The 19,394-nt window shown below is 43.5% G+C and carries 15 protein-coding genes; 7 read left to right on the forward strand and 8 right to left on the reverse strand.

Annotated features, from left to right (window positions below; genetic code table 11):
- Positions 1 to 36: 36 nt before the first annotated feature.
- Positions 37 to 1,521: a glycerol kinase GlpK gene (glpK, locus tag ACSC9N_RS13410; RefSeq protein WP_058952289.1), complete on the forward strand. Its 1,485-nt coding sequence runs from the start codon at positions 37 to 39 to the stop codon at positions 1,519 to 1,521.
- A gap of 87 nt (positions 1,522 to 1,608) precedes the next feature.
- Here glpK and ACSC9N_RS13415 read toward each other — a convergent pair whose 3' ends face one another.
- The 3 genes from ACSC9N_RS13415 to ACSC9N_RS13425 all read right to left on the reverse strand — a co-directional run bounded on the left by ACSC9N_RS13415 (position 1,609) and on the right by ACSC9N_RS13425 (position 5,041).
- Positions 1,609 to 3,138 carry a DHA2 family efflux MFS transporter permease subunit gene (locus ACSC9N_RS13415; protein WP_058952290.1) on the reverse strand — a complete coding sequence of 510 codons (1,530 nt, stop codon included), beginning with the start codon at positions 3,136 to 3,138 and terminating at the stop codon, positions 1,609 to 1,611.
- A gap of 6 nt (positions 3,139 to 3,144) precedes the next feature.
- Positions 3,145 to 4,296, reverse strand: coding sequence for an HlyD family secretion protein (locus tag ACSC9N_RS13420; RefSeq protein WP_004984327.1), 1,152 nt, complete (start codon positions 4,294 to 4,296; stop codon positions 3,145 to 3,147).
- A gap of 247 nt (positions 4,297 to 4,543) precedes the next feature.
- Positions 4,544 to 5,041 carry a thioesterase family protein gene (locus tag ACSC9N_RS13425; protein ID WP_058952291.1) on the reverse strand — a complete coding sequence of 166 codons (498 nt, stop codon included), beginning with the start codon at positions 5,039 to 5,041 and terminating at the stop codon, positions 4,544 to 4,546.
- Positions 5,042 to 5,149: 108 nt separating this feature from the next.
- Here ACSC9N_RS13425 and hemB point away from each other — a divergent pair, with 108 nt between their 5' ends.
- Entirely contained in the window at positions 5,150 to 6,163 is a 1,014-nt protein-coding gene (gene hemB, locus ACSC9N_RS13430; RefSeq protein WP_058952292.1) for a porphobilinogen synthase, read from the forward strand.
- A gap of 27 nt (positions 6,164 to 6,190) precedes the next feature.
- Entirely contained in the window at positions 6,191 to 7,300 is a 1,110-nt protein-coding gene (thiO, locus tag ACSC9N_RS13435; RefSeq protein ID WP_058952293.1) for a glycine oxidase ThiO, read from the forward strand.
- Between the two features lie 7 nt (positions 7,301 to 7,307).
- Here thiO and ACSC9N_RS13440 read toward each other — a convergent pair whose 3' ends face one another.
- The 3 genes from ACSC9N_RS13440 to ACSC9N_RS13450 all read right to left on the reverse strand — a co-directional run bounded on the left by ACSC9N_RS13440 (position 7,308) and on the right by ACSC9N_RS13450 (position 10,046).
- Positions 7,308 to 8,228 (reverse strand): TIGR01777 family oxidoreductase, encoded by a 921-nt coding sequence (locus ACSC9N_RS13440; RefSeq protein WP_058952294.1) that lies wholly within the window; start codon positions 8,226 to 8,228, stop codon positions 7,308 to 7,310.
- A gap of 53 nt (positions 8,229 to 8,281) precedes the next feature.
- On the reverse strand, positions 8,282 to 8,734 hold the full coding sequence (locus ACSC9N_RS13445; RefSeq protein WP_058952295.1) for an ABZJ_00895 family protein: 453 nt from the start codon (positions 8,732 to 8,734) through the stop codon (positions 8,282 to 8,284).
- Positions 8,735 to 9,068: 334 nt separating this feature from the next.
- On the reverse strand, positions 9,069 to 10,046 hold the full coding sequence (locus ACSC9N_RS13450) for a GGDEF domain-containing protein (RefSeq protein WP_058952296.1): 978 nt from the start codon (positions 10,044 to 10,046) through the stop codon (positions 9,069 to 9,071).
- 397 nt (positions 10,047 to 10,443) lie between these two features.
- On the opposite strand from ACSC9N_RS13450, the gene ACSC9N_RS13455 reads away from it, so the two are divergent.
- Positions 10,444 to 11,697 (forward strand): exonuclease SbcCD subunit D, encoded by a 1,254-nt coding sequence (locus ACSC9N_RS13455; RefSeq protein ID WP_058952297.1) that lies wholly within the window; start codon positions 10,444 to 10,446, stop codon positions 11,695 to 11,697.
- A 9-nt stretch (positions 11,698 to 11,706) separates the two neighbouring features.
- The gene (locus ACSC9N_RS13460) at positions 11,707 to 15,303 is read left to right on the forward strand and encodes an AAA family ATPase (RefSeq protein WP_058952298.1); all 3,597 of its coding nucleotides are present in this window, start codon (positions 11,707 to 11,709) and stop codon (positions 15,301 to 15,303) included.
- 116 nt (positions 15,304 to 15,419) lie between these two features.
- Here ACSC9N_RS13460 and ACSC9N_RS13465 read toward each other — a convergent pair whose 3' ends face one another.
- Both ACSC9N_RS13465 and ACSC9N_RS13470 read right to left on the reverse strand, forming a co-directional pair.
- Entirely contained in the window at positions 15,420 to 16,154 is a 735-nt protein-coding gene (locus ACSC9N_RS13465) for a hypothetical protein (protein WP_279699826.1), read from the reverse strand.
- Between the two features lie 184 nt (positions 16,155 to 16,338).
- Positions 16,339 to 17,028, reverse strand: coding sequence for a YggS family pyridoxal phosphate-dependent enzyme (locus tag ACSC9N_RS13470; RefSeq protein ID WP_058952300.1), 690 nt, complete (start codon positions 17,026 to 17,028; stop codon positions 16,339 to 16,341).
- A gap of 122 nt (positions 17,029 to 17,150) precedes the next feature.
- Between ACSC9N_RS13470 and ACSC9N_RS13475 the strand changes: the two genes are divergently transcribed.
- Positions 17,151 to 18,188, forward strand: a complete 1,038-nt coding sequence (locus ACSC9N_RS13475) for a type IV pilus twitching motility protein PilT (RefSeq protein ID WP_004694862.1) — start codon at positions 17,151 to 17,153, stop codon at positions 18,186 to 18,188.
- Positions 18,189 to 18,214: 26 nt separating this feature from the next.
- Positions 18,215 to 19,336, forward strand: coding sequence for a PilT/PilU family type 4a pilus ATPase (locus tag ACSC9N_RS13480; protein ID WP_010326019.1), 1,122 nt, complete (start codon positions 18,215 to 18,217; stop codon positions 19,334 to 19,336).
- Positions 19,337 to 19,394: the final 58 nt, after the last annotated feature.

Raw genomic sequence — 19,394 nt, forward strand, 5'->3', positions numbered from 1 at the left:
ATATTTTGGTTTTCAAGTCCAACAATAAAATAATTTATGAGCTACTTACTTGCACTCGACCAAGGAACCACTTCGAGTCGTGCCATTATTTTCAATGAACAAGGTCAAGTTCAGGCAACGGCGCAACGCGAAACGCGTATACATACCCCTCAATCAGGCTGGGTAGAACAAGATGCTCAAGAGATTTGGAGCTCACAAATTGCCGTTGTACAGCAGGCTCTGGCCTCTGCTCGTATTTTAGCCAAAGACATCAAAGCCATTGGCCTTACTAACCAAAGAGAAACGACCGTGGTTTGGGATAAACGCACAGGTCAGCCGCTTGCACCAGCCATTATCTGGCAAGACCGTCGTGCATTTGAATGGTGCAATCAGCTCCTACAGCAAAACCTAAAAGATAAGATTCAATCCAAAACTGGACTCCGAATTGACCCTTACTTTAGTGCAGGAAAATTGGTCTGGTTACTCGAGCATGTCAATGGTCTACGCACACTGGCTGAACAGGGGCATGTGGCCTTTGGCACGATTGATAGTTGGCTGATTTGGAATCTTACCCAAGGTGCTCAACATGTCATCGAAGTCAGCAATGCCTCTCGCACCATGCTCATGAACTTAAGTACCCAGCAGTGGGATGAAGAGCTGTTAGATCTATTTAATATTCCGTCTGCATTACTGCCAAAAATCATCAACTCGGACACCTATGTCGCCGATACCGCGGCAGGCTTACTCGGTGCCAATATTCCGATTACAGGCATATTAGGCGACCAACAGTCTGCGCTGTTTGGACAGTCCTGTTTTGACATTGGGACTGCCAAAAATACCTATGGCACAGGTTGTTTTATGCTGTTCAATACAGGCGAGACCGTTCAATACAGTAAGAACAAACTGCTTTCGACGCTGGGTTGGAAAACGCAACATCAAACCACTTATGCCCTAGAAGGCAGTGTATTTATGGCCGGTGCGATTGTTCAGTGGCTACGAGATAATTTAGGCATTATTCAAAAAAGTAGCGATGTTGAAAAATTAGCTTGTACAGTTCAAGATACCGATGGCGTCATGCTAGTTCCGGCATTTACTGGACTCGGTGCACCACATTGGGACAGTGAAGCGCGTGCCCTCTTATGTGGAATGTCGCGTGGAACCAATAAGGCCCATATCGCTCGCGCAGCCTTAGAGTCCATTGCCTTTCAAGTCTCTGATGTACTGACCGCCATGCAAGCCGATATCCAGCAGCCGCTGAAAGAGCTCCGCGTCGATGGTGGTGCCAGCCAAAATGACATGCTGATGCAGTTTCAAGCCGATATTTTAAATGTGCCTGTACTACGCCCTAAGATGCAGGAGTCGACCGCATGGGGCGCAGCGGCCATGGCAGGGTTAAGGTGTGGCGTATTTTCAAGTTTGGATGAAATTGCACAGTCTTGGCAGCTTGAACGTGCTTTTGAACCCAAAATGAGTCCAGATCAACGTGAGTTTCACTTACAACAATGGCAATCTGCCTTGAAACGTGCAAAGTCAGAACTTTGATTATTTAACGCTATTGTTTTGAGATGTCAAAAACATCATAAAATTGCATAATAAAAAACCGCTTCAAGAAAGCGGTTTTTTATTACCTTAATGCGCATGCCCGCCACCGCCTGCCCCTATTTTAGGTTTAGGGCAGAGCCAAATAATAGATGCTGCAAATAGGAACACCAAGGCCAAGATCAGGAAAATATAGTTTGCCGATAAGGTCAACGCTTCTTTATCCACCAGACTAGAAATATAGCCTAATGCACCTTCCGCGCTCATTCCCTGCTGCATCAACACCGACTGGGTTTGATCTGTATGCAAACTGCCGACCATTTCGCTACGTGCAACTTTGGTATGGTCGTCCCAAATAGTGACAGCAATAGAGGCGCCTATCGCCCCTGCCATAGTTCTTAAGAAGTTCATTAAACCTGCGGCTGATGCCATTTCATGCGGCAATACCGATGACAGCGCCATATTTGATAATGGGATAAAGAAAAATGGTACAGCAAAGCCCTGCAAGATTTGCGGCAGTGCCAATGCAAAAAAGTCAGCATCTGTGGTCCAGAACGAGCGCATCAAAGTCACCCCGCCCAAGATGCTCAAACCAAAACTGGCCAGTGCACGTTGGTCATATTTGGTTGCCAATTTCGCCACAATGGGTGACATGGCTAAACTACCAAAACCCATGGTTGCGGTTAAATAACCAGCCCAAGTTGCGGTATAACCCAAATTGATCTGTAACCACTGCGGAATCAGTACAATACTGCCAAAAAATGCGCCAAAGCCAAAGGCTAGTGCCAAGACAGAAATCGTGAAACTACGGTATCTAAAGATTTGGATATTCACCACTGGATGCCGTTCGGTCAGCTCCCAAATGGTAAAAATCACCAAGCCAATCACAGCCGTTAAAGCCAGTACCACGATCGCAGGACTATTAAACCAGTCACGTTCATGCCCCAAATCGAGCATAAGCTGTAATGCCCCAATCCATAAAATCAGAAGGATCAATCCACCGCGATCAATTTTGAGTTTGGCCGTTGCGGTTTCCGCAGGTTTAAGCAGACGCATCGCAGCAAAAGCACACGCTATCCCAACAGGAATATTAATAAAGAAAATCCAGTGCCAAGACATGTTGTCACTAATGGTTCCCCCTAAAATCGGACCAAGAATTGGGCCAACCACTGTCGTCATTGCCCACATGCCCATCGCTTGGGATTGCTTTTCTGGAGGAAAAATCCGCATCAGTAACATCTGACTGAGCGGCATGATCGGGCCACCAAATAAACCTTGGCCAATTCGGCAGAAAACCAACATTTCCAAACTGGTCGATAAACCACAAAATACCGAAAATATGGTGAAGCCAATCAGACTTAAGGTAAAAACTCTCACGCCGCCAAAACGACCTGCGAGCCAGCCTGTTAAGGGAACACAAATCGCTTCAGCCACGGCATAAGAGGTAATCACCCATGTTCCTTGCGAACTCGATACCGCAAGGCTTCCCGTAATATGAGGCACAGAAACATTGGCAATGGTCATGTCCAGCACGACCATAAAGTTGGCCAAAGCGAGGACGAAGGCCGCCAGCATAAGGCGACCACCCTTTAAGTCACCATAGGGAACGTAGCTATTCATGCGCAATTACTTCGATTTCAAATCGATTTGAGCTTCCATCGACAAGCCAACACGTAAAGGATGTTCAGCCAACTCTTTCGGGTCGAGTTGAATACGTACAGGCAAACGTTGTACCACTTTAATCCAGTTGCCTGTGGCATTTTGTGCAGGAATCAGCGCGAAGGCAGAACCTGTTCCACCAGAAAAGCCCAAGACCGTGCCATGGAACTCAACCGAGTCACCATAGAGGTCTGAGGTTAAAACCGCTTTTTGACCTGGGCGCACATTTTCAAGCTGGCTTTCTTTAAAGTTCGCATCGACATATAACTGTGAAATTGGCACCACCACCATGAGCACCGAACCCGGCGCCACACGCTGTCCAACTTGAATTTTTCGGCTCGTCACCACCCCATCAAATGGTGCTTTAATTTCAGTACGTTCTAAATCAAGTAAAGCTTGTTTCAGTTTTGCCTGAGCAACCAAAACATCTGGCGTTGAATTTTCATTGCTACCTTGAATTAAAGCTTCATTTGCAGCCAAGTTACTTTGCGCAGCTTTCTGGCTGGATTTAGCCTGCGCCCAACCCGCTTGCGCCAAGTTATAGCCTGCTTGTGCATTATTTAAAGCAGCTTGTGCCGTGCTTAATTCTTCTTTAGAAATCGCGCCTGTCGCACTCAACTGCTGACGACGGTTCAAGTCATCTTGCGCTTTATCCAACTCTGCTTTGGCTTTAGCCACTTGTGCTTCAGCACTGTGAATGGCGTCATCACTCACAAAGACTTGCGAGTTTAGAGAGCTGCTGTTGGCCGCACTTTGTTTATACTGGCGCTGTGCTTTAAGTAATTCGGCCTGAGCTTGCGCTACAGCAATTTCAGCATCACGATGATCGACCAAAACCAGCACATCACCTTTTTTTACAGTTTGCGTGTCACTGACCAAAACTTTTTCAACTTGGCCTGTCACCATAGAGGTAATCGAGGCCGTTTCCGCGCCCACATAAGCATTATCAGTTGAAACTGAATGGTTAAAGAACAGTTTCCAAATCAAGAATAAAATGGCAGCAATGATCAGGATCACAGCCACGAAACCTAAGCTTTTCTTACGTTTAGCTTTCAGTGCTTGATCATTGATTTGATCGGCTGGATCAGTATCTGGCAGTGTATTTGAGGCATCTGTCATTGATTTTTCCTAAATCTAACAGACTTGGTCAGCCGGCATCATCCCTGCGAAAGGGACATCAGACAAGTATTGTCTGCATTGGTGTCGATGAGAAAGTCACAATAAAATTTGATGCATTCTAAGAGCAAATAATCACATTTTGAGAAAATAAATTGTAACTGCTCAGTCTATTTTAGTTTTCAGCATCCAACTTCCTATTAGATGCTGTAAATTTCACTTGAATATTAAATACTTAATTAATTTAAAACTAATAAGCATAAGAAGCAATCGCTGTTGCAATCGATTTGCCTTCATCATTGACCATGGTCATGCGCATGGTGCAGCCTTTACGCCCCAATCTTAGGGTTTCAGCACGGGCAATAAAGTATTTTCCACGTCCCGGCGCAAGATAATCAACTCGCATATCGACTGTAGCTAAACGGGATACTTTTTTAATGGTGTCCGCAATCGTGTCAGGTTCCGCTTTTTTATACAGCTCCCCCATCGCTACAATGCCACCAATACTGTCTAAAACCGTTGCAGCCACGCCCCCATGTAAAATTTGGAACGCGACATTGCCAATTAAGTAATCTTGCATATCGATATAGGCTTCAATTTTCCCGTCAACGACTCGCATGGTCATGGTGTTGTGCTTAAAAAATGGCGACGCATTAAAAGCCTTAACCAACTGCTCAAAAACCACATCTATATCCACTTTTGCTCCTAAGTGTATGCTGCCCGTCCAGCTTTTTTCACCACTACTCATAACAATCTGCTTCACTCTTAAAACAATAAAAACCCGTCAATATGTGCCCAAAGCCATAAGATAGGTCTACAATACTGACCTAGTTTAATACCGATTATCGAGATTTGTATGACCTATACGTTCAATCGTCCCGCCTTCCCCGCTACTCGCATGCGCCGTATTCGTAAAAATGAACATCTGCGCTCTATGGTTCGCGAGACCCATTTAACGACAGATCATCTTATCTATCCAGTATTTGTACTGCCGGGACAAAACCAAACGCAAGACATTCCCAGTATGCCGAAGGTGCAGCGTCTATCTGCAGACTTACTCTTAAAAAAAGCAGAACGTTTACTTGAACTTGGCGTATCGAAACTGGCGATATTTCCAGTTACTCCCCAAGAAGATAAAAGCTTAAGTGCAGAAGCGGCATGGCGTGAAGATGGTGTGGTTCAAAACACGCTACGTCTGCTCAAAAAAGAATTACCTGAAATGGTGCTGATTACCGATGGCGCACTTGACCCGTATACTACGCATGGTCAAGACGGCATCATTGATGACACGGGTTATGTACTCAATGACGAAACCGTTGAAGCACTGATCAAACAAGGGTTAAGCCACGCTGAAGCTGGAGCAGATGTCTTTGCGCCAAGTGACATGATGGATGGTCGTATCGGTGCGATTCGCCAAGCCTTTGAAGCCAATGGTCATATCTACACCTCAATCATGGCCTATTCAGCAAAATACGCGTCGAGCTTCTATGGCCCTTTCCGTGATGCGGTCGGTTCATCCAGCAACCTCAAAGGTGGCAACAAATACAACTATCAAATGGATGTCGGCAACCGCGCAGAAGCATTACATGAAATTGCCCTCGATATTCAAGAAGGGGCTGACATGGTGATTGTGAAACCGGGTATGCCGTATTTGGACATTGTCCGTGAAGTCAAAGACAACTTCGGTGTGCCGACTTTCGTTTACCAAGTCAGTGGCGAATATGCCATGCTCGCAGCGGCCATCCAAAACGGCTGGTTATCGGACAGCGTGATTATTGAATCACTGATGAGCTGCCGCCGCGCGGGTGCAGATGGCATCTGGACCTATTTTGCAGAAGAAGCTGCACTAAAACTAAAAGATATGAAATAACAGCGCGTTTAGAAGGATTGAGTTGCAATGCATATTGCCATCGTTGGCGCGGGAATCAGTGGTTTACTGACAGCGCTTGAGCTGATTGAACACGGTTGTTCTGTTGAGATTTTTGATCAACAACAAGCGGGGCAAGCGGCTTCATGGGCAGGTGGAGGGATTCTCTCCCCGATGTACCCATGGCGCTATCCACAAAGTGTCAATGACCTCGCCAAATATGGCAAAAGCATGTATCAAGCATGGAATGAAAAAATTAGTCCGGTTTCGGGGATAGATTTTGAAATCCACGAAACAGGTATGCTGATTTTTGATGAAGCTGATTTTGACATTGGCCTAAATTATAAAGATCAACACCAAGAACCGATGCAGCATTGTGAGCTTTTGCAACGTGAGCAACTGGAACAGGTCAATTCCCGCATTTCGACGCGCTTTCAACAAGCCATCCATTTTCCGCAATTGGCTAACGTCCGTAATCCACGACTGCTCAAGTCAATTGTGGAATACCTCAAACGGCAGCCACAAGTCACCTTTCATGAGCAAGCGTGGGTACATACCTTTGACATAGTCAATCAGCAAGTTCAAGGGATAAAAACTGCTGATGGACAAAGCTACCATGCAGATCATGTGGTGATTGCAACAGGCGCATGGTCACAGCACTGGTCCGAACAACTCCAGTGCAGCATTCCAGTGAACCCCGTACAAGGGCAAATGTTACTGTTTAAAACCCCTGAAAACTGGCTACCAACCATGTGTATGAATCAGGTTATGTATCTGATTCCACGTTTGGACGGTCATATCGTTTGTGGTTCAAGCATGGCGGATGTCGGTTTTGACCAACGCCCTTCGCTACAAACCCAGCAAAATATTTATAAAGCCTGTTTGGATATGGTGCCTGAGCTGGCAGATTTCCCAATTGTGAAGCATTGGGCAGGTCTACGCCCAAGTTCACCAACGGGTGTTCCTTATATCGGCCCCTTCCCTGAAATAGCCAATCTCTGGACAAACTTCGGTCACTATAGAAATGGTCTATGTATGGGGCCTGCATCTGCACGACTGCTACGCGAATTGATGTTGGAGCAAAGCTTAACGGTTGACGCCAGCGCCTATAGCCCTGAGCGTTTGGTAAGCTTTGCTTGATCAAACGCTACTTGGCTAAATTTTGCGGTTGAATAATGTGGATCAAGGCTTCTTTTAAAGTGGGATATTTAAACTCAAACCCCTGTGCTTTCAATGCTTCGGGGCGAACAAATTGACCATTCAACACCAATTGAGACTGCTCGCCTAAAAGTAACTTCAGCACAAAAGCTGGTAAAGAAAGTAATGGTCTACGTTTTAGAATTTGCGCTGCGGTTTGTGCAAATGCTGACTGGGTGACTTTTTCTGGACTGATGACATTAAAAACTTGTGCAGTGGTTTCATGCAACATTAAAAACTCAATCGCTCGCAGCACATCTTGAATATGCACCCAGACCACAGGTTGCCGCCCCGAACCGATACGCCCACATAAGTTCATTTTGATCGGAAACAACATTTGCGGCAAAATGCCAGCCCCTCGTCCAAAGACCACACCTAAACGAATAATTTTGGTATTTTGCGACGTGTCTTGCCGTGCAGATTGTTCCCATTTTTGACACAACTCTGACATAAAAATAGACTGCGGCGCTGACTGCTCATTACAACACTCTGACCATTGTTCAGTCGGATCGATGCCATAATAGCCCACTGCCGAACCTGAAATAATACATTTCGGTTTAATATTTCTTTTAGCGAGATATTGATAGAGTATTGTCGTGGTTTCAACACGACTGGCGATCAGCTTTTGCTTGCGGGCATCTGTCCAACGTCCCTGAGCAATACTTTCCCCAGCCAAATTCACCACATAATCAATGCGATCATGCTTGAGTTCTTCTAAAGCTCGAATCCAAGTCAAATGTGGGTGAATTTTAGGCAAATTTTTCTGTCGACTTAAGCCAATCACTTCATAATCTTTTTCTAATAAATAATCGAGCAAGTTTGAACCAATAAAACCACTTGCTCCTGTCACCAATACACGTTCTTTTTGCATAGCGTGATCTCAAATGATGCTTTTGCTCAAACTATAGCATTTAGAGGAAAGCTTTACGATTGATCGATCATTTTTGCTGCCATACGCTCCGCTTGTTTGCCATAAAACCAGTAAGTCAGCACATACAGCGGAATCGCAATCAATAAAATCAGAATCACCACCATACTGATAAACTGTGGTTGTTGGACGTAGAGCATAAAGTTTTGCCAAACTTCAGCATCTCCTTGCGCAAAGATAAATAAACCTAACATGAGAAAGGCAAAGTTATAGCTCCAAAAAATTAGACTAAAACCTAAAGTGAATTTCTTCCGCTCTGCTTGGCTTGGCGCACGGCGCTGCTGCTTAATAAATTTAAGTAAAACCCAAATCATGGCCACCAAATAAGGTACAGCCGTTAATACAGCTCCCATCCCTGTCGGAAGTAGTGCAGCGAGCACACCACAGACACAACTAAAGACAAAACATATGAAAAAAAACCAGAGAAAATATCGTGTTAGCGAAATCATAGCGCTACTTTAAACCCAGCCAAAAAATCATTATAAAAAAAATTCAGTTTTTTTTCATTTTCATGTCAACCAATCGAAGTTGATGTGCGTTAAATAGGGTACAAGGTCGCAGCAACCGTCAACATTGTACCGGCATCCACAATACGTACGGTGACCTTTCCTAGAGCAATAAGATTGGCTCCAAATTTAAATGTTGTCAGCAGCCGACATTTAAGCGTGAAGCAGTTTTCTTTGACCGACGATTTCATCATCACTCGAATCGTCGGTCTTTATTTTTTTGAGGACTGATTTTTCAGTGCTCCCCCACCTCAATAGATCAAGAAACCCTTAAAAGTTAATATGAGTTTAAGTGCTGGACGTCTTCTGCATCCTGAATGACATAACCATTACGTCCCCGCTCTTTGGCCAAATAGAGATTCTGATCGACCTCTTTTAAAAAGGCCATTTTGTCATTTTTTTGCGTTGGGATAATGGTCTTCACCCCTAAACTGACCGATAAACGCTGATCCAATGGCGATGAGCTATGGCAAATATCAGCGGTACGGATACTCTGTAAAATACGCTCCACCACTTCAATTGCAGACGCTTGTGTTGTATCAGGCAATATCAAAATAAACTCTTCCCCGCCAAAACGTGCGACCAAATCACGTGGTCGTGAGACACTTTTTTTCAGTATTTGTGCAATTTGTTTCAGACAAGCATCACCGAGAATATGACCATTATGATCGTTGTATTGTTTAAAATAATCGATATCCAATAAGATGAGGGTCAAAGGTTGCTGTTCACGCTGGGCATTGAGCCACTCACGTTGGTAGCTATCTTCAAAGAAGCGACGGTTGGCAATCTCCGTCAGACCGTCTTGATACGAATATTCTTCCAGTTGTTTTTTCAGTATTTCTAACTCTTGTTCCTGTTTTTTACGCTCCGAAATATCGAACATAAATCCAACCAAACTATCGACTTCCCCATTGGGTTTTCGCACTACATGCACCACATCGCGAATCCAAATATATTCTCCATTTATGGTCAGTGCGCGATAATCCGCCTCATGATCAACCCCAGAAATTGACTGCGCCACACAAAAATCAACCACCCATGCACGATCATTTTCATGTATTCGCATCGCCCAATCTTCGACTGTTCTCCACGAGTCTTGCTTCCAACCCAGCACTTTTTCAATTTGTGGGCCAATATAACTAAACTTTTTGGTACCCCAATCAATACTCCAAGGAATAGCAAGTGTTGATTCAATCAGCGTCTTATACACCAGATCATTAACAATACGAGGCGAACTGAAAATAGAATCAGACATAGTTATGTTCTCCTTATACCCTGTCCTATTCAAGGCATAACTTATTTTTTAGACATTCTGCATAAATCATTCTTATAAAGTCTCAAAATTGAATCCGTGATCGATGTTCACATTTCATTTACGACTTCGACACGATATACAATTTCACAGAATTACATAATACCCCATTAAAAGAACATTTTTTAATCAAAATTTATCTTTTTACTATGGTGTTAATCAAATAAACCCATCACATTCTTTTTCACATAATCGCTCAATAGTTTTTCTGTGCAATTCAACTTAAAAATAGGCACTCAACTATCAGGTCAAAGATTGTCGTCGTAGCGACAATTATCCATCGCATAATTTTGATTTATGTTAGCTTATAGCTCTATTGCGCTTTGAGCTTGGGGTATCTATGGCTGTTCGTTTTTTTCATACATCTGATTGGCATTTGGGACAGTTTTTTTATAACCATTCCCGTCAGTATGAACATGAACAGTTTTTAGCATGGTTACTGGAACAAATCAGTGCAAGACAGCCAAATGCGCTTTTGATTGCAGGAGACATTTTCGATGTCATCAACCCTTCATCGTCCGCACAAAAGCAACTCTATCAGTTCTTAGCGGATGCGCATGCACGTGCACCGCATATGCAAACCCTGATGATTGCAGGCAACCATGACTCAGGCTACCGCATTGAACAAGTTGAACCCTTACTGGCCAAATACAATGCCAAAGCGGTGGGAGTGATTCATAAAAATAGCCAACAACAGATTGATCTTGAGCACTTATTGGTCCCGATTTTAGATGAGCAACAAAATACTGTGGCATGGTGTCTGAGTCTGCCCTTTTTGCGTCCTGCTGAAATTACAGGCTTTAATGAACACACCACCAATAGCCAAAACGCGATTGCCTATTTGCATCAACAACTGATTGCCGTGGCCAAAGCCCGCAAAACAGCAGATCAAGCCCTGATTTTAATGTCTCATGCACATATGCAAGGCGGCGAAACCTCAGACTCTGAACGGCCTATTGTGATTGGGAATGAAGAAGCACTCTCCACGACATTATTTGATGAAATCATTGACTATGTGGCACTCGGGCATTTGCATAAACCTCAAAAAGTCGGTGAAGAGCATATCCGATATAGTGGCTCCCCGATTCCACTATCTTTTAGTGAAATTAACTATAAACATCAGATTGTTGAAGTGACACTTGATCCCACACAAAACGATTCATCCCGTTTTCAATTGAATGTTTTAGCAATACCACGAAGTATTCAACTGCATAAGATACGCGGTGAACTCAATGAAGTACTGGAAAAGCTGCAAGCACTGCCTCAAAGTGCCATCCCAGAGATTGATCAACGTGAATATGTCGATATTGAATACCATACTACTGTTCCACCGCAGCCCAATTTAAGACAACAATTCGAAGAGGCTCTACCCAAAGACCGTTATCGTTTAGTCCGTATTTCACGTCAATATTTAGCGACTGAGCAAGACCCCAATGCACCCGCTAAAGTAAGTTTAGAACCGCCTACACCAGAAAAACTGTTTCAGCAAATTTGGGAAAAACAGGGTTATCACAATGATGCAGAAGTGTTGAACGATTTTATGAGCTTAATGCGTGAAGCAGAACAATGCCTTGCAGATGAACACGAGGCTTAAAGGTTTAGTATGAATATTTTATCGATTCGAATTAAGAACCTTGCTTCACTTTCTGGCGAACATTTGATTGATTTTGAAAGTGATCCCTTAGCCAGTGCAGGTCTGATTGCCATTGTGGGGAAAACAGGCGCAGGTAAATCCACCATTTTAGATGCTATGTGTTTGGCCCTGTTTAACCGTATTCCACGACTAAAAGACAGTGATGGGAAACTTCAAGATGTCGATGGCTCAGAGCTGCTCACCAACTCCCCATTGACCGTTCTGCGTCGTGGCACTGCACATGGTTATGCCGAGCTTTGCTTTATTGCACAAGACCAAAAGCGCTATATCGCGCGTTGGGAATTAAAACGTTCGCGTGAAAAAGCCGATGGCAAACTACAAAGTGTGCAACGTTCTTTAAAATGTGTCACCGATGGTGTTGTGGTTGCGGATAAAGCCAAAGCCGTCGATGAAAATATTAAACGCATCACACAGCTCAGTTTTGAACAATTTACTCGTGCCGTTTTATTGGCCCAATCTGAGGTCACCGTTTTTTTAAAAGCACGGGACAATGAACGCGGCGAATTGCTGGAATATCTAACCAATTCCGCTATTTTTGGGAAAATTGGTCAACTGGCTTATGAGAAAACCAAATCCGTCGCCACGCAGCGCAAAGAACTCGAAAATGTACTGGGTCATATTGAACTATTAACTGGTGAACAAGTCACTGCATTATCGACAGAGTTTCAGCAGTGTGACAGGGATTATAAACAGCTTGAAGCTCAAAAGTCGCAACTAGAAAAACAACAACAATGGTTTGAACGCAAACATAAACTCGACAGTGAAATCATCAACAAACAACAACTCTTCGATACACAAAGCAAGTTACAACAAGATTTAGCTCCTGAGCGCGAACACTTGGCTCGTTTGGAGATCTTTTCAGAAATTCGTGCTGTGGTCTTCCAGCAACAACAGTTACAGCAAACGGTGCAGCAACTGACACCGCGTATTCAACAACAGCAACAATTGTTCAATCATTTACAGCTTAAATTTGAAAGTGAAAAAGCCCAATTTACTCAAGCTGAAATAGCAGTGAATGAACTACAACAGTTTGAAAGTACCCATCATGATGCATTGAATGAGGTGCGTAAATGTATTCAAGAACGTGATTTTATTGGGGCTGAATTTAAGAAAGTTCAGGAAAAATGGCATGCTTTAGAGCAGTCTAAGCTGCCCCTAACTCAGCAACAACAAAAACTTGAACAGCAGATCCAACACATTGATCGACAGCAAACCGAGTGTAAGCAGCAACTGGAAAGCTCACAACAGTTTGTAAACTTAGACAAAGGTCTCAGCGCCCATACTCAACAGCTAGAACAGTTCATTCATCAATATCAAAAAATTGAACATCAGCTCGGGCCACGTGCTCAAGCGGAACATCGGCTAGCATCAGAAAAAGAACAATTACAGCAGTCGATTCAACAGTTCGGGACGATCGAACAGCTTGAAATAAAAGTTGCGCAGACACAACAGCAACGCGAGTTCAAAATCAATCAACTCAGCCAATTCGAGCTGATTCAGCAAAAAATTCAGCAGTTTTTTGACTTACAAGCTGAGGCTACAGAACAGCAAGTACTGCTCAACAACGCCAAAACACAGCTTCAAGCCGTACAACACAATAGTCGACAAGCTGAACAAGTCTTTCAATCTGCCAAAAGTGAACGCATCCAGCTACAACAGGTGTTGCAACAGCAGCGACTTTTGCATGCTGAAAATATCGAAGATTTACGCTCGGCCCTCCAAGACGGCGAACCCTGTTTAGTCTGTGGAAGTACCTCACATCCTTATAAAGTGGAAGATACTGTGCTCTCAAAGGCCCTGTTTGAGCTTCAAAAACAGCAGGAACAACAGGCAACACTGAAAGAACAAAATTGCTTTGATGGCTGGCAACAAGCGCAGCAACAGCTGACTAAACTGAATACTGAAATAGAACAACGCCAAACTCTAATTCAGCAACTTTCTGAAAAAATTAGTACTTTGCAACACGTGTTAATCGAACACAGTCAAACAGCAAATATGACACTCGACTTCACCCTAACAGCATCGGAATTGAAGACTCAGTTCACGCAAATGGCTCAACAATATCACTCGGATTTGCAACAACTCAAACAACAGTCTGAGCAGTTCCAACACAATATTAAAATCCAGCAACAATGCATCCAAAACATTCAACAGATTGAACATTTACTACAAACAGCGAACGGTTTGCACAACCAAGTTCAGCATATCGTGCAGTGTTTATCTGAAGCTGAAAAAATAGCTTGGCAACAGCAGACCACCCAAACCGCTCAGCAAATCTTGATACGCCTAAATACCCGTTCACAACAACTGGAACAGCTGGAACAATGGCATCAGCAACGCGATCAAACCACGCAACAGTTGAAGACCAATCAACTGAATATCGAAAATACCAGTAGGCACATCACTGAAACCAACAAACAGCTCAGTGAGATCAAACAAAGAGGACAGCAAAATACAGAAATAGCCAATCAATTGATCCAACAAATGACAGGCTTAACTGACATCAAAGCCAATGAGTGGCTCATCCAGCACGATCAACATCGCCAGCAGACGCAAAGCCATTATCAACAGCTGAAACAGCATTTTGATCAATTGCGCCATCAATTCGAACAAGAAAAAAATCAGCTAGAACAGCTTAAAGCCCAGTTGCAGCAGAATCAGACCAGTACCAGCCAAGTAGAAAATACCCTTCAACTCTGGCTCAATGCACATCCTGATTTCCACAAATCAGATTTAGATGCGCTGGCTCAAATTAACTCGGCTCAGGAACAACACATCCGTCAGAAATTACAGCATGCAGAACGCCTAGTAAATGAAGCACATGCTGCATTGAAAACTATGCAAGAGCAGTTGAGTGAACATCTGGGCCATCAACCTGAGATTGACCCAGCACAGTTACAACAGCAAATGCAGGAACATCAAACAGCACTGCAAACACAACTTGAACTACGTGATCAACTCAAACTCAAACTTGAGTTGCATCATCAAAATGTCGCCAAACAAAAACAATTTGCAGATCAGATTCAAGCGATACAACAGAAAGAACACCGTTGGGGTAAAATTTCAGGTCTGATGGGAGATGCCACAGGCAAAAAATTCCGTGATTATGCGCAGCAATATAATCTCGATATTTTACTGGAGCATGCCAACCAACAGCTCAACCAACTCTCACAGCGTTATACCTTAAAGCGTTTAGAGCATTCGCTGAGTCTAGCTATTATTGATCATGATATGGATGGAGAGACCCGCTCCGTTGCATCACTTTCTGGCGGTGAGTCTTTCCTGACTGCCCTTGCCCTATCTCTTGCCATTGCCAATATGGCCTCAGGGTCAATGAAAATCGAATCTCTATTTATTGATGAAGGCTTTGGAACTTTAGATGCATCGTCCCTGCACATGGTCATGAATGCTCTCGACCAATTACAGAATCAAGGTCGTAAAGTGGTGCTGATTTCACACATCCAAGAAATGCATGAACGTATTCCTGTACAAATCCAAGTTAAAGCTTTGGGCGCAGGTGCCAGTACTATTGAGGTGGTCGGATAATTTCACATTTTTGAAATGTCAAAGTTTGATTTGTTTTAAGACACCATCTCTCGGTTAGAAATAAAGGGAGCATCCTACTTGATGTAAATGCTCCCTGTGAGATCCAAACGAATGCTTTAATCCGCTGGGAATGCTTTTGGTGGAGGTGCATATTTAGATGCATCTGCGGCTTTGTCTGTAGTCGCCACAGACTGTAGCGGGTAGATCACGGTACCTATCACACCTGTATTTTGGATGGAACCATGATCTGAGTTTGCAGCATAGGCATCTTCAGGTCGACTAAAGGTAAAAGATGCCACCGCAGAGTCACTCTTACGGAAGCCTTCAATAATCACCCCCCCCTGTGGACGAAGCACATAACCTGAATTGCTACGTGATGCTGCACGTCCATCAATAACATCTAAACCATCGACACTGGCAACCACTTCAAATGTGCTATTGCTATGGTTTTGGTATTTGAGTTGATAACTTTGTCCATCTTTGCCAGATAAATAATACTGCTGACCATCTCGAAATAAAGGCAGTGGACGCTGTGCATCATCTACAATCGAAAAACTGATTTTTCCAGCGGCTAATGACAGGCTGTTCACGGCTTTCCCCACGTATTTTTTGCTGGCATAGCGAACTTGTGATTCAGCAATTGGGCTACTGGATAAACGTTTTAAATTGACTTCCGTGACGTTTGAACTAATCTCATCGCCCCACTTGGTGCCTAATTTTTCACTTTTAGCGACCTGAGCATTCTGAACCGTAGCTTCCGCACTCATCTCACTCATTTTGGTATTTGTACTACTACAAGCTGCTACAAATAAGCTTAAAAGCAGGGAGATAAATAAATAGAGTTTTTTCATTTTGGCTTCATCCTAAATGCAATTTTTATCGTTGTCAGGCAATCATTGTTCATCTGTCTAATCTATAGACGGTTCAATTCATGAGTTTAAATTAAGCCTATTTTTTTCAGCAGCCTATTAGTTTTATATAATTGTAAGTTAAGCGCTTCTCACTGCCTTTAAGCTCAAGAATCCCTATTTAGACTTAATGCTGTGAATAATCTCTCGCTCCGAACAAGGCGGTTCCAACGCGAACCATAGTCGACCCAGCTGCAATTGCATCGACCATATCGCCTGACATACCCATGCTTAAGGTATCCCAGTTTTCAGGGTGAACATGCAGCTCTTTTACTTGGTCAAATAACACTTTCGCCGCCTTAAAGGCTTGAGTATTGTTCGGTGCAGGAATCACCATCAAACCACGCAGTTTGATGTTAGGCAACTGACTGATACTTTTTACCAACTCAGCAACCTCGCTAGGTTGACAGCCATCTTTGCTGTCTTGAGCATCGATATTGACCTGTAGACAAAGATTTAATGGTGGTTGCATTATCAGGCGCTGCGCCGATAAACGCTCTGCAATAATTAAACGATCAACCCCATGCACCCATGCAAACTTTTCAGCCAAATGTTTGGTTTTATTGCGTTGTACATGCCCAATAAAATGCCATTCAATCTCTAAATCCTGTAGCGCCTCTATCTTCTGCAAAGCCTCTTGTAAGTAGTTCTCACCAAAGGCGCGTTGACCACAAGCATACATGTCTCGTAACACTTCACTCGGATGTGTTTTAGAAACCGCCAAAAGTTCTACAGACTCTACGCCACGCCCTGAAATTTCGCAGGCCTGTTGAATTTGGGATAACACGTGTTGACGTGAATTTTGCAAGATATTCATTGACGAGGGTCTCATTTCGGTCATCTTTTTTGCTTTGCCTTTCAACAAACTGTTGGTTAAGTTGATTGAAAGCCTTATTATTCTATCAAAATAATTAGCATTTAAATGAACTCGGGGAAATAATGGATATCACAGAATTACTAGCCTTTTCGGCTAAGAACGGGGCATCAGATTTACACTTATCTGCAGGTATGCCACCGATGATTCGTGTCGATGGTGAAGTTCGTCGTATCAATTTACCAGCGTTAGAACACAAAGAAGTGCATAAACTAGTCTATGACATCATGAATGACAAACAACGTCGTGATTTCGAAGAAAAATTAGAAACGGACTTTTCCTTTGAAGTGCCAAGCATTGCTCGCTTTCGTGTGAACGCATTCAACCAAAACCGTGGTGCAGGTGCAGTATTCCGTACCATTCCTTCTAAGGTCCTGACCATGGAAGACTTAGGTTTAGGACAAACCTTTAAAGAGTTGTGTGAATTGCCACGTGGTTTAGTTTTAGTAACGGGGCCTACTGGTTCTGGTAAATCTACCACTTTGGCGGCAATGATCGATTATATTAACGATAACCGCTATGACCACATCTTAACAGTTGAAGACCCAATCGAATTTGTACACCAGTCAAAAAAATGTTTGATCAACCAACGTGAAGTGCACCGTGATACACATGGTTTTAACGAAGCACTGCGCTCTGCACTCCGTGAAGACCCCGATATTATCCTCGTGGGTGAGATGCGTGACCTTGAAACCATTCGTTTGGCGCTCACTGCCGCTGAAACGGGTCACTTGGTCTTCGGTACACTACATACCACCTCTGCGGCAAAAACCATTGACCGTGTGATTGACGTATTCCCTGCTGAAGAAAAAGACATGGTTCGTGCCATGTTGTCTGAATCGCTACAAGCCGTGATTTCTCAAACCTTACTCAAGAAAAATGGCGGTGGCCGTGTTGCCGCGCATGAAATTATGATTGGTATTCCTGCCATTCGTAACTTAATTCGTGAAAACAAAGTGGCACAGATGTATTCTGCTATTCAGACTGGTGCAAACTACGGTATGACCACACTGGATCAAAGTTTGAAAAACTTGGTCACCAAAGGAGTGATCAGTCCACAGACCGCACGTACAGCTGCCAAGCAACCTGAAACCTTCTTATAAGAAAACAATGGATTTGGGGTAGAGATATGGATTTTAACGACTTACTCAATTATATGATTCAACAAAAAGCGTCAGATTTATTTATCACCGCTGATGTTGAGCCCTCCATGAAAATTAACGGTCAAATTGTGCCTGTGGCTAAGGGTAAGCTGACGGGTGATGTCGCGGGACAACTGCTCAACTCAATTATGAGTGAAAAACAGCGTAAAGAATTTGCAGACACACGTGAGTGCAACTTCGCGATTATGAATCGGGATAAAACTGCACGTTTTCGTGTCAGTGCATTTCAACAGCGTGATATGCCAGGTATGGTTTTACGTCGGATTGAGACGCAAATTCCAACAATGGATGAGTTAAAACTTCCGCCTGTACTCAAAGAGTTAGCCATGACCAAACGTGGCATCATCATCTTTGTGGGTGCAACAGGTACGGGTAAATCGACCTCTTTGGCTTCGATCATTGGTTACCGTAACCAAAACTCAAAAGGTCATATCATTACCATTGAAGACCCAATTGAATTTATTCATGAGCATGCAGGCTGTATCATTACCCAGCGTGAAGTGGGCATTGATACGGACTCTTTTGAAATCGCGCTGAAAAACACCTTACGTCAAGCACCCGATGTGATCCTGATTGGTGAGATTCGTTCCCGTGAAACCATGGATTATGCGATTGCCTTTGCTGAAACAGGTCACTTGGTATTTGCAACGCTGCACGCCAACAACGCCAACCAAGCCATCGACCGTATTATTCACTTCTTTGAAGCAGACCGTCATAGCCAATTGTTTATGGACTTGTCTTTAAACCTTAAAGCGATGGTTGCTCAGCAGTTAATTCCAACACCTGACGGTAATTCACGTCGCGCTGCAATTGAGATTTTGATTAACTCACCGTTAATTTCCGATTTGATCCGTAAAGGTGAAATCCACGAAATTAAAGACCTGATGAAGCGTTCTCGTGAACTCGGTATGCAAACCTTTGATCAAGCCTTATTCGATTTGTACAAAGCTAAGCAGATTACCTATAAAGATGCGCTGAAACACGCCGACTCTCCAAACGACTTACGTTTACAAATCAAGTTGTCCGAAGAAGGCGGTGATCGTCTATTGCATGCCAGTGCAAACATCACGTTTGACGGACAAGCTTAAGTATTCCTTTAAACAATAAAAAAGGGCTTCTCATGAAGCCCTTTTTTTAGATCTAAGT

The organism is Acinetobacter sp. PC34 (assembly GCF_051789135.1).
In the GTDB taxonomy this organism is placed as follows: Bacteria; Pseudomonadota; Gammaproteobacteria; order Pseudomonadales; family Moraxellaceae; genus Acinetobacter; species Acinetobacter johnsonii.